Origin of the sequence: Autumnicola tepida, assembly GCF_031846485.1 — a bacterium.
Classification (GTDB): domain Bacteria; phylum Bacteroidota; class Bacteroidia; order Flavobacteriales; family Flavobacteriaceae; genus Autumnicola; species Autumnicola tepida.
Genome location: NZ_JAVRHQ010000005.1, coordinates 56405 through 68837, shown reverse-complemented (window position 1 = coordinate 68837; position 12433 = coordinate 56405). Strand labels below are relative to the sequence as shown.

The window sequence follows — 12433 nt, the reverse complement described above, 5'->3', positions numbered from 1 at the left end:
TTCAATTTTACTGGTTGTATCTCTATTACTCTGCGTTATCTAAAAAATCTTTAAACTTCTCTGCCCATTTGTCAAAAATGCTTTTCCTGGGCGGTTTTTCCTGGGATTGCACACTTTCTTCTGAAGCCGCCTGATCTTCAGGCTCGTCAGAAAGTTCCTCTCCCGGCTCGTGCGCATCATCTTCTTTTTTAAGCACCACCTCTTCCTGAAATCGACTTTTGCTTTGTTCCAGGCTGTTCATTACGAGCCCCACCGCGGTAGCGTAAACTGGGCTGGTGGTTTCAGAATTGTTATTTCCGGCAAGATGCTCATTAGGATAGCCAATACGGGTATCCATTCCGGTAATATATTCTGCCAGTTGCTTAAGGTGCTTCAGCTGGGCGCCGCCACCTGTTAGCACCATTCCGGCAATAAGTTTTTTCTTTTGTTCTTCGTGGCCGTAATTTTTTATTTCCAGGTACACCTGCTCAATAATTTCCACCACCCTGGCATGGATGATTTTTGAAAGGTTTTTAAGGGTGATTTCCTTCGGCTCTCTTCCGCGTAAACCGGGAATGGAAACAATCTCGTTATCCTTATTTTCACCGGGCCATGCAGAGCCAAATTTAATCTTCAGCAATTCGGCCTGTTTTTCGATAATAGAACAACCTTCCTTGATGTCTTCGGTAATCACATTTCCGCCGAAAGGAATCACCGCGGTATGCCTGATGATGCCATCCTTGAAAATTGCCAGATCTGTGGTACCGCCACCTATATCGATTAAAGCCACCCCGGCCTCTTTCTCTTCCTGGCTTAAAACCGCATTTGCCGAAGCCAAAGGTTCCAGCGTAATGGCCGATAACTCAAGGCCGGCACTTTTTACACATCTGCCAATATTCCTGATGGAAGACACCTGGCCCACCACCACGTGAAAATTGGCTTCCAGCCTGCCGCCATACATGCCAATAGGCTCTTTAATTTCAGCCTGGCCATCCACTTTAAATTCCTGCGGAAGCACATGTATGATTTCTTCCCCCGGAAGCATTACCAGTTTGTGCACCTGGTTGCAAAGGGTATGGATATCATCATTATCAATTACTTCTTCAGGGTTAGGCCTGGTAATATAATCGCTATGTTGCAAGCTTCTTATATGCTGACCGGCAATTCCGACAACCACATCTTCTATCTTTAAACCTGAATCTGCTTCAGCTTCCTGTATAGCCTGTTGAATAGACTGGATAGTTTGGGTAATGTTATTCACCACCCCACGATGAACCCCAAGACTTTTGGACTTCCCGATACCAACAATTTCCACCTTGCCGTACTCGTTCTTACGCCCAATCATCGCCACAATCTTGGTGGTTCCTATATCTAATCCTACTGCTATCTCCTTATGTTCCATAAATTACTTTTTAGTGCAAACAACCTGGTTTCCAAATTGCAAGTTCACTTTCCTGTAGGCTCCTAACTTATCATCCTTAAGCGCTTTTTTATAAAAAGCCTTAAAATTGTTGAACTTCAGTTCAATATTTTCAGCGTCACCCATGTACACGGTAAAATCCATTTTCCTCATTTGCAGGTTAAACCTTCCCGGTTTTACCCGTGTAATTCCTGTAATATGCTGGGTTAAAAATTCGTCTTTCCTTATGTATTCCAGAAGCGGATATACTTCTTTTACATTCCCGCCGTCAAATCCCATCAACAACGGCACACGTGCGGAATAATATTGGGAAAGCGGCATAAGCTCCCCGTTCCTGTCCAGATAAAATGAAGAATTACCCACTACTCTTCCAATGGGTTTTCGCTGACTCACATTTGCCTCGAGTTTCCCGTCCAGCGTCACGTAAACTTCAGCGTTTTCAATCATTTCATGTTTATTCAAAAGCCCCTCAACCCTATTCAAATCTAAAGTTTCTTTGCCTATACCCGAGGAAGGCACTTTATTTTGTATCAACAATTTATTAACCGCTTCTTCAGTGACATACAGATTTTCAGTATCAGTAAATTTTACCGCTACTTCACTGATTTTACGGGACTTTTGCCGTTTTTCAGCAAAACCGAAAAGAAACGCCACCAGGGCGATAAGCAAAATAGCCTTTATGTATCCTAAACTCGCTCTCATTCCAATGCTTTTTTCACCTTTTCAACTTCTTCTCCAATATCGCCGGCGCCCATCATCACCACTACTTCAGCCTTAACAGACTTTATTTTTTCTGAAAGATTCTCCTTCTGAACCAGCTCTTTTTTAGGATTGCCGATTTTTTCCAAAAGCCATGCTGAAGTAATCCCCTCTACAGGGAGTTCCCTGGCCGGGTAAATATCCAGCAGCAGGATCGCATCAAATTTGTCCAGGCTTTCGGCAAATTCATCAGCAAAATCTCTCGTACGGCTAAAGAGGTGCGGCTGAAAAACCCCCAGCACCTTTTTGGTCGGGTGCATTTCCCTTACCGCCTGGTACACCGCAGCAATTTCGGCGGGATGGTGCGCATAATCGTCTATAAGCACCAAATCTTCAGTATTGATTTTATAGGAAAACCTGCGTTTCACCCCCTTAAAACTATATAAAGCCCTGGCCAGGTGGTTCGTGGGGGAACCATATTCAACAGCCATTGCCAGGGCTGTCATAGCATTTAGCAAATTGTGTTTGCCGGGTAGAAAAAACTGTAAATTCTTAATGGTTTCCTGCGGAGTCTTAAAATCGAAATGATAAGCCCCGTTTTCTATTTTTATATTGACTGCGGAAAAATCAGCATTATCGTCTATCCCCACGGTTAATCCTTCCAACGGCAGGCCATTGCGCACAAACAGCTTTCCGCTTTCGGGAACCAGCGAAGCAAATTTCCTGAAGGATTCCTGAAGCTGTTCCTTTTCCCCGTAAATATCAAGATGGTCTGCATCCATAGAGGTTATGGCAGCGATATTGGGCGATAATTGTAAAAACGAGCGGTCAAATTCATCAGCTTCGGCCACAATTACCTCGTCTCCCTGCATGATTAGATTGCTTTGGATATCTTCACTTATACCGCCTAAAAAAGCAGTGACCTTCGCACCCGTTTCCTTTAAAATATGGGCTAAAATTGCCGTGGTGGTGGTTTTGCCATGGGTGCCGGCAACAGCCAGGGTAAATTTATTCCTGGTTACCAGCCCCAGCACCACCGAACGTTTTCTTATGTTATACCGCTCCTTAAGCAAATAATCATACTGCTGGTGCCCGCCCGGAATGGCCGGGGTATAAACAACAAGTGCATTTTTATCTTCTAAGATGTGCCGCGGAATTTGCCTTATTTCATCTTTGTAAACAACAACAATGCCTTCTTCCTCGAGCTTTCGGGTAAGTGAAGTGGAGGTTTTATCGTAACCGGAAACATTTTTGCCCTTAGCATTAAAATACCTCGCCAGGGCGCTCATGCCTATCCCGCCAATGCCGATAAAATAGAAATTTTGTATGTTATTTAAATCGCTCAAATTTTGTTATTTCTTATCCTCTATTCTTATTTAGCATCATTTTTACTTTAGACCTACAAGGTTTTGAAAACCTTGCAGGTGCTTTTGTTTTAGTTTCAGTATTATTTACCAGCCAGCTTTTCCACCTCATCCACAATTTTTGCCGTGGCATCGGGCAGGGCCATTTTTTTTATGTTTTCACTCAGCTCCCTCTGTTTTGCTTCGGAATTAACCAACCCGAAAAATTCTTCTTCAAAATCCTGCTCCAGCTGCTCTTCAGTAAGGGTAATTGCCGCCTTGTTTTTACTAAGGGACATGGCGTTTTTCGCCTGATGGTCTTCAGCAACATTTGGTGACGGGATAAAAAGCACCGGCTTGCCCACCACACATAATTCGGAGACGCTGCCTGCCCCGGCCCTGCTTATAATAATATCTGCCGCGGCATAGGCCCAATCCATCCTGTTTAAGAATTCATAAGTCTGCACCAGGTCACTGTTATATTTTTTATATTCATCGTAATACAGCCTCCCTGTTTGCCAGATCAACTGAATGCCCTCTTTTTCAAATTTCGGCACCCAGGTTTCAATAAGCTGATTTATTCTTCTCGCGCCTAAACTTCCGCCTAAAACAAGGACGGTTTTTTTCTTTTTATCAAGATGGAAAAACCGCTGCGCTTCTTCCCGCTTTTCATTCACCTTCAGCAAATCGAGCCGTACAGGATTTCCTGTAATTACCGTCTTCTCCTTCGGAAAAAACCGGAAGACTTCTTCATAAGCCGCGCAAATTTTATCAGCCTGTTTTGCAAGAATCCTGTTGGTGATGCCGGGAAAGGAATTCTGTTCCTGGATAAGCGTTGGGATTTTCTGTGACACCGCCACTCTTAACAATGGGCCACTGGCAAATCCACCGGTACCAATCACCACATCCGGCTGAAAACTTCTGATAATCTTGCGGCTTTTACTAAGGCTGCTCATCAGCTTGAACGGAAACATCAAATTTTTAAGCGATATCTTCCGCTGAATTCCACTAATCCATAAACCTTCAATATCATATCCCGCCTGCGGCACTTTTTCCATTTCCATACGGTCCCTGGCCCCAACAAAGAGGATTTCAGCTTTGGGATACCGCCTGCGTATTTCATCAGCAATAGCAATTGCCGGGTAAATATGACCCCCGGTTCCTCCTCCAGACAATATGATTTTTAAATGCTCCTTCACTTAAATCGCTTCACTTAATATATCCAACGGGTTTTCCTCATCATCTTCCTGAGCTTCCGCTTCTTTAATTTCTTCTCTCTTAGCACTAACGCTTAAAATTATTCCAAGGGCCATGCAGGTCATCCAGATAGATGTTCCCCCACTACTTATAAGCGGCAGGGTTTGGCCCGTAACCGGGAACAATTCCACCGCCACTGCCATATTCACCAGTGCCTGGAATACAATGGGAATTCCCACGCCCATCACCACCAGTTTTCCAAAAACCGTGTTGGCCTTAGTCGCCACAATCACAATCCTGAAAAGCAACAGCAAATAGGCAAACATTACCCCAAAAGCGCCAATTAGCCCCATTTCTTCCACAATTATCGCATAGATAAAATCTGATGAAGATTGCGGCAGGAAGTTCCTTTGCACAGATTTGCCTATGCCGGTACCGGCAATGCCTCCACGGGCAATGGCGATTTTTGCCTTCTCTATCTGGTAATCTGCTTCGGTATCTTCATCGCTCATAAAGCTATCTATCCTGCTGGCCCAGGTGTCTACCCGGCTGGGCAGAACTCCCGGAAAAGCCTTCGCGGTAAGGATAAACATCGTCAACATTAAAAAGCCCGCGGCCACAATTGCGGCCAGGTATTTTACAGGGTAACCTCCTATAAACATCAGCACCAGCGTCATTGCAAAAATGATCGCAGCCGTTGAAAAGTTGGCCGGCAAAATTAAAGCTAAAATCAGGAATACCGGCAACCATAAAGGCAAAATTGTTTCTTTAAAGTTCACGGTTTTATCGGTGATTTTAGATAAATATCTGGCAACATAAACCATTAACACCACCGCCGCCAGCGTAGACGTCTGGAAAGTTACGCCCAGCACGGGGATTTGCACCCATCGGCTGGCGTAAGCACCACCAATAATGGTTCCCTGCGCCACAGTGTAAAGCAGCAAAACGATTATTACCGGCAACAGTAAAATTGACAATCCCCGAAAATAGTTATACGGCACCCTGTGTACTGCAAAGAGCAGGCAAAATCCCAGGAGCAAATGGAAGAAATGCACCACCAGGTAGTGGAAGGTGCCTCCGTCCCCATGCAGATAGGCAAGGTTACTACTGGCGCTGTAAACCGGCAGGAAAGAAAAAATTGCCAACAGCCCTGCGGTCGCCCAGATAACCTTGTCTCCTTTAAGATTTGAAAATATACTGCTCATTTTTTTAATTCTTGTTCCAGACCTCACAGGTTTTGAAAACCTGTTAGGTCTTTTTGCCTGGCTTATAAATTCCGCACTGCTTCTTTAAACTGCCTTCCCCTGTCCTCATAATTTTCAAATAGATCAAAACTTGCACAAGCCGGGGAAAGCAAAACAGTTTCATTTTTTTCAGCTATCTTGTAAGCAATCTTTACTGCTTCATCCATAGACTGTGTTTCCACCATCACATCTACACAATTCCCAAAAGCATCTATAATTTTAGCATTATCAACACCCAGGCAGATAATAGCTTTTACCTTTTCATTCACCAAAGGCAGCAAATCACTATAAACATTACCTTTATCTACCCCACCAACAATCCAAACCGTGGCGCTTTCCATACTTTCCAAAGCGTAGAAAGTGGCGTTAATATTGGTCGCCTTGGAATCGTTAATATAAAGCACATTATTGATCTTAAGAACCTTTTCAAGACGGTGCTCTACTCCCTGAAAATTTTCCATACTTTCCCGAATAGTCTGCTTTCTTATTCGAAGAAGTTGTGCAACCGTAGCGGCCGCCATCGCGTTTTTAGTGTTGTGCTTGCCCTGAAGGCTAAGATCTGTTGTTGGCATATTAAACTCGGTATTATTTATTTTTATAATTATTTGGTTGTTTTCCAGATATGCGCCGTTGTCAAATTTTCTTTCTAATGAAAACGGCAGTTTTTGAGCTTTTACGGGATTTTTCTTCAGCCAGGTTCTAATATTTTCATCATCGGCATCATAGATAAAATAATCATCTTCTGTCTGATTCATGGTAATCCTGAATTTGGCAGCGATATAATTTTCCAGCTTATTATCATACCTGTCCAGATGGTCTGGAGTGATATTGGTTAAAACCGCTATCTCAGGCCTGAAATTCACAATACCATCCAGTTGAAAACTACTTAATTCCAGTACGTACCAGTCATAATCATTTTCAGCTACCTGTTTGGCAAAACTATCTCCCACATTGCCCGCCATTCCTGCGGAAATGTTTCCGCTTTTCAGGATATGATGGGCAAATTTGGTGGTGGTGGTCTTCCCGTTGCTTCCCGTAATCCCAATAATTTCTGCGGAAGTGAATTCTGAAGCGAATTCAATTTCAGAAATTACCGGAATATTTTTCTCCTTCAGTTTTAAAACCAAAGGAACATTTTCCGGAATACCGGGGCTTTTCATCACCACATCTGCATCAAAAATTTTTTCTTCAGAATGCTGTAATTCTTCCCATTCAATCTCAAGATTTTCAAGAACTTCCTTGTATTTATCTTTAATCTTTCCTTTATCGGAAAGAAAAATTTTAAAACCTTCCTTTTCGGCTAAAATCGCTGTACCCACACCACTTTCTCCTCCTCCCAGGATTGCAATTTTCTTTTGCTTCAAAGCCTTTTCCTGCATTTACATTTTCCTGTTTTGTTCTGCCTGACTTATTATATATCTATTTATACCTACAAGGTTTTAAAAACCTTGCAGGAGGTCTTTTATCTACTATCTCAACTTCAGCGTTACCACCGTTACAATGGCGAGGAAAATGCCTACAATCCAAAAACGGACTACAATCTTACTTTCATGATGTCCTTTTTTCTGATAATGATGATGCAAAGGCGACATCAGGAAAATTCTCCTGCCCTCTCCATACTTCCGTTTGGTAAATTTAAACCAGGAAACCTGCATCACTACCGAAAGGTTCTCCATGAGGAAAATTCCGCAGAGAATGGGGATAAGCAATTCTTTTCTCGTGGCCACGGCCAAAACGGCAATTATCCCCCCAATGGTCAAGCTTCCCGTATCGCCCATAAAAACCTGCGCGGGATAGGTATTGTACCAGAGAAATCCCACCAGCGCTCCTGCAAAAGCGGTGATATAAATCGTCATTTCCCCCGATTTTGGGATATACATGATGTTGAGATAATCTGAAAAAATAATGTTACCCGAAACCCAGGCAAAAATACCCAGCGTAAGCACAATTATTGCTGAAGAGCCCGCCGCCAGTCCATCTATCCCATCGGTTAAATTGGCGCCGTTAGAAACCGCTGTCACAATAAAAATCACAATCGGAATAAATATAATCCAGGCATATTTTTCATAATCCTGATTGATCCATGTGATAAGGCTGGCATAATCAAACTCATTGTTTTTTACAAAAGGAATGGTGGTGGTAGTGCTTTTTTCTTCCGGCCCCATTTCACGAATATCCCCAACTTCACTCAGTTCCCTGCCCGGAACCGCGTTATTAGCCTCTTCCTTTACCGTAATGCCGGGGTGAAAGTACATGGTAGCACCAATGATAAGTCCCAGCCCAACCTGCCCAATCACTTTAAAAATGCCCTTAAGGCCTTCTTTATCCTTTTTAAAGATTTTGATATAGTCGTCTATAAAACCTATGGCGCCCATCCAAACGGTGGTAATCATAAGCATGATCACATAAATATTTTCCAGCCTGGCAAACAGCAAAACCGGGATAAGGGTGGCAATTATAATTATAACCCCTCCCATAGTTGGTGTGCCGGCTTTTTCGCTTTGTCCTTTTAACCCAAGTTCACGGACACTTTCTCCAACCTGTTTGGTAAGCAGGTAATTAATGATCTTTTTCCCGTAAATGGTAGAAATAGCCAGGGACAGGATAATAGCCATTGCCGAGCGGAATGAAAGATACTGAAACAGCTGAGCCCCGGGGACCTGGTATTCAGATTCTAAATATTGAAATAAATAGTATAACATGCGTTACTTTTCGATTTTCCGCTGAAAAATCCTTTTTATCTATTCTGTTGTTTTAAAAATTCGTTCACGATCTTGAAGTCATCAAAATCTGAACGTTCGCCGTTTACCTCCTGATAGGTTTCATGACCTTTGCCGGCTATGAGGATAATATCGTTTTTACCGGCCAGCTGGCAGGCTGTTTTAATTGCCTGTTTCCTGTTGGCAATAGACATGGTTTTTTTGAAATTCTGAGGCGCTACTCCTGCCTCCACGTCTTCTATAATTTTTTCAGGATCTTCAGTGCGAGGGTTATCACTTGTAAAGATCACTTTTGTGCTTAGAGCTGAAGCAATATGCCCCATTTTTGGCCTTTTGGTCTTGTCCCTGTCTCCGCCACAGCCTACCACCGTAATTAACTCTTCATTTTTTGTCCTGATCGCGTTGATGGTTTCCAGCACATTTTTAAGAGCATCGGGCGTGTGGGCGTAATCCACAATTGCCGTGATTTTGTCGTTTGGCGATACCACGTATTGAAACCTGCCGTTTACGGAATTCAGCTCACTTATAATCTTCAGGCTTTCCAGAGTTTCGAGGCCAAGCAGTTCTGAAGCCGCATAAATTGCCAAAACATTGTAGGCATTAAAATTGCCAATTAGCTTAGACCATACTTCCTGGTCATTCACCTTCAGCAGCAATCCGGTAAACTGGTTTTCCAGGATCTGCGCCTGGTAATCGGCATAAGATTTTAGTGCGTAAGTATATTTTTTCGCCTTGGTATTCTGAAGCATCACCAGCCCGTTCTTATCGTCGGCATTGGTAAGGGCAAAAGACGAAGCGGGCAATTCATCAAAAAAACGCTTTTTTACATCCCGGTATTCCGCGAAATCTTTATGATAATCCAGGTGATCGTGAGACAGGTTGGTGAAAATCCCGCCGGCGAATTCCAAGGCAGTTGTCCTGTGCTGGGCGATGCCATGGGAACTTACTTCCATAAAGCAGAATTCCACGCCCTCATCATTCATTTGCTTTAAGTAGGAGTTTATGGTAATAGAATCTGGCGTAGTTCTTATTGCTGAAAATTCCTTTTCTGCAACCATTACCTTTACGGTGGAAAGAAGCCCAACCTTAAAGCCGGCTTTGGTAAAAAGATCATAAAGCAGCGTGGCAATAGTGGTTTTACCATTTGTACCGGTTACCCCCACCAGCTTTAATTTTTCTGAAGGATTTCCATAATAGTTGGCCGCCATGTAAGCGAGCGCCATTTTTGAATCCTCCACCTGAACATAAGTGACGCCGTTAACTATATCTTTTGGCAATTCTTCGCAAACCACCACAAGAGCACCTTTGTTTACGGCCATTTTTATATAGTCGTGGCCATCAGAAAGAGTACCTCTAATAGCAACAAACGCGTCATTCAATTCCACTTTTCTGGAATCAAAATGCAGCTTATTAATGGTAACGCCGGTGTTTCCAACCACGGCTTCCATCCCCACGCGATATAAGATGTCCCTTAACACTATCAACTTAAATTCAGTTTTACTTTTAGTTCCTGATCTTTTTTTATTTCTCTTCCTGCCGCAACAGATTGGGAACGCACTTTGCCTTTACCATTAAGAGCCACCTTAAATCCCAGGTTTTCCAAAAGCGAAATCGCGTCCATGGCAGGCATGCCTGTTACGTCTGGCATCAGGATTTTCTCATTTTGCACTTTGCTGTAATACTTTTGAAAATCTTTTTCCACATTTTCATTTTTTATATCCAGGCCAGGCAACTCGTCCATAATAGGCGTATCGGTATAAATTTTTTGTGCTATACTTTTAAAAACCGGGGCCGCAACGATATTCCCGTAATAACCCTTGCTGCGTTTTGGCTTATGAATAACCACGATGCAGGAATATTTAGGATTATCTGCAGGAAAATATCCTGAAAAAGAAGCGATGTACCTGCCGGGCTCAATCCAGTATTCGGTCTGGCAGGTTCCTGTTTTCCCGGCCATCGAAAAATTAGGCGTATAAATATTGGCCGCTGTGCCTCTCAGCACCACATTCTCCATCATCTTCCTTACTTTTTTGGCTGTTGCCGGCGAACATACTTCAGGGTTCATGATTTCGGTATCCATTTTAACAATGGTCTTATCCCATTCTTTTACTTCCTTTATAAAATGAGGCTTAACCATTACCCCGTTATTGGCAATAGCATTGTAGAATGTTAAAATTTGCAGAGGTGTAAGGGATACCCCGTAGCCAAAAGCCATCCAGGGCAGGCTCAATCCACTCCAGTTTTTATCATTGGGATGCGGAATCCTGGGCTGGCCTTCCCCGTTAATATCGAGCCCGATTTTTTTGTTCAGCCCCATATCATAAAGCCTGTCCACAAACCTGGAAGGGTCATTTTTATAACCTTCAGTAATAAGTTTTGTGAAAGCGGTGTTTGAAGAAAGTTCGAAAGCCCTCGCCGCTGAAATTTTTCCGTAGCCGCCATGATGTGAATCCCTTACTGCACGGCCATAAAACCTTACCACCCCGTTTTCGGTATCCACAACCTGGGAGGTATCAATCACTTTATCTTCCAGGGCGGCCACCATGGCCATCAATTTAAAGGTAGAGCCAGGTTCGTGGGATTCATACACCGCGTAATTCCTTTTTTCAAAATAAGTTCCTTCTGAAGTACGGCCAAGGTTGGCCATCGCTTTGATTTCTCCGGTAGCGGTTTCCATCACCACCACGGTACCATGATCGGCTTCAAAATATTCCAGCTGCTTCAACAAAGCATGGTGCGCGATATCCTGAATATTAACATCTATGGTGGAAATTACATCGTAACCGTCTTTAGGCTCCACTTCGTTATTATCGCTGATAGGCTTCCACTGCCCTTTAGAAATTTTTTGTTTTAAACGCCTGCCATCTATTCCCCTAAGGTAATTCCCAAACGCGCCTTCAAGCCCCACCCTGGTATAATAGCCTTCTTCATCCTTACGCTCATACCCAACGGTACGTTCCCCCATTTTACCAAGCGGATGTTCCCTTACCGTTCTTTGCTCTACAATAAGGCCACCTTTATAGGCGCCAAGTTCGAACATGGGAAAGCTCTTAAATTTCAGATAATCTGAATAACCCAGGTTTTTAGCTATTAAAAGATATCGTTGATGATTTGCCCTGGCCGCACGAAGTTTTTGCGAATAATAGGTGGAAGGCCTTCCAAAATATTTACCCAATTCTTCGGAAAGAGGGCCAATATTTTTTTCAAAATTTTTATCAGAAACAGTAACCGCATCAAACCGGATGTCATACTTGGGAACCGAAGTAGCCAGCAAACTGCCATTGGCATCATAAAGGTTACCACGGTTAGCGGGAATTTTGAAATTGCGGTAAGTGCGTTCTTCTGCCAGTTCCTTATAGTATTCGCCATCCACAAACTGAATATCCATCAATTTAAAGCCAACACCCAAAGCGAACAGGAACATGCAGCCTGCCACAAAATAGAGTCGGTTTAATATGTTTTTTTCAGTAGTTGCCATTTAAGCTTACTCCTTTATATTTACTTTAATCTTGAAAGGCGGCGTTTCGGAAGGCGCTATTCCTGTACCGCTTAGCTGATTAATTATAGTGGATTCCATTTTAATACGCATAAGGGCCGATCTGCGGTCTACAAATTCACTCCTTAATTCCCTAACTTCGTTATTGAGCCTCGCGATCTGGTGGACTTTACGCTCTGCACTATGGGAACTGGCAATCATGATAATAGCGAGAAGCGTACAAAAAACAATGAAGCGCCAGTTGTTAACCGCATCACTGTTAATTAGAAAATTCGCTTTTAATATGTTATAAATTCCCTTCTTCATTCTTATAACATTTTTAACCAACAGCCTCT

General features: G+C 43.0%; 10 protein-coding genes. All 10 read right to left on the bottom strand.

What is annotated here, in order from left to right:
• Positions 1-25 precede the first annotated feature (25 nt).
• The 10 genes from ftsA to RM553_RS06035 all read right to left on the bottom strand — a co-directional run bounded on the left by ftsA (position 26) and on the right by RM553_RS06035 (position 12404).
• Entirely contained in the window at positions 26-1381 is a 1356-nt protein-coding gene (gene ftsA / locus RM553_RS06080; protein WP_311534064.1) for a cell division protein FtsA, read from the bottom strand.
• 3 nt (positions 1382-1384) lie between these two features.
• Positions 1385-2101 (bottom strand): cell division protein FtsQ/DivIB, encoded by a 717-nt coding sequence (locus tag RM553_RS06075; protein ID WP_311534063.1) that lies wholly within the window; start codon positions 2099-2101, stop codon positions 1385-1387.
• A complete protein-coding gene (murC, locus tag RM553_RS06070) occupies positions 2098-3444 on the bottom strand; it encodes a UDP-N-acetylmuramate--L-alanine ligase (protein WP_311534062.1) in 1347 nt (448 codons plus the stop codon). The genes RM553_RS06075 and murC overlap by 4 nt, the downstream gene beginning before the upstream one ends.
• A 101-nt stretch (positions 3445-3545) precedes the next feature.
• A complete protein-coding gene (gene murG / locus RM553_RS06065; RefSeq protein WP_311534061.1) occupies positions 3546-4640 on the bottom strand; it encodes an undecaprenyldiphospho-muramoylpentapeptide beta-N-acetylglucosaminyltransferase in 1095 nt (364 codons plus the stop codon).
• On the bottom strand, positions 4641-5843 hold the full coding sequence (locus RM553_RS06060) for an FtsW/RodA/SpoVE family cell cycle protein (protein WP_311534060.1): 1203 nt from the start codon (positions 5841-5843) through the stop codon (positions 4641-4643).
• 62 nt (positions 5844-5905) lie between these two features.
• The gene (murD, locus tag RM553_RS06055) at positions 5906-7261 is read right to left on the bottom strand and encodes a UDP-N-acetylmuramoyl-L-alanine--D-glutamate ligase (RefSeq protein ID WP_311534059.1); all 1356 of its coding nucleotides are present in this window, start codon (positions 7259-7261) and stop codon (positions 5906-5908) included.
• A 90-nt stretch (positions 7262-7351) separates the two neighbouring features.
• A complete protein-coding gene (gene mraY, locus RM553_RS06050) occupies positions 7352-8584 on the bottom strand; it encodes a phospho-N-acetylmuramoyl-pentapeptide-transferase (RefSeq protein ID WP_311534058.1) in 1233 nt (410 codons plus the stop codon).
• Positions 8585-8619: 35 nt separating this feature from the next.
• Positions 8620-10086, bottom strand: coding sequence for a UDP-N-acetylmuramoyl-L-alanyl-D-glutamate--2,6-diaminopimelate ligase (locus RM553_RS06045; protein ID WP_311534057.1), 1467 nt, complete (start codon positions 10084-10086; stop codon positions 8620-8622).
• Positions 10083-12080, bottom strand: a complete 1998-nt coding sequence (locus RM553_RS06040) for a penicillin-binding protein (RefSeq protein ID WP_311534056.1) — start codon at positions 12078-12080, stop codon at positions 10083-10085. Before RM553_RS06040 ends, RM553_RS06045 begins: the two co-directional genes overlap by 4 nt.
• Positions 12081-12086: 6 nt before the next feature.
• On the bottom strand, positions 12087-12404 hold the full coding sequence (locus tag RM553_RS06035; RefSeq protein ID WP_311534055.1) for an FtsL-like putative cell division protein: 318 nt from the start codon (positions 12402-12404) through the stop codon (positions 12087-12089).
• Positions 12405-12433: the final 29 nt, after the last annotated feature.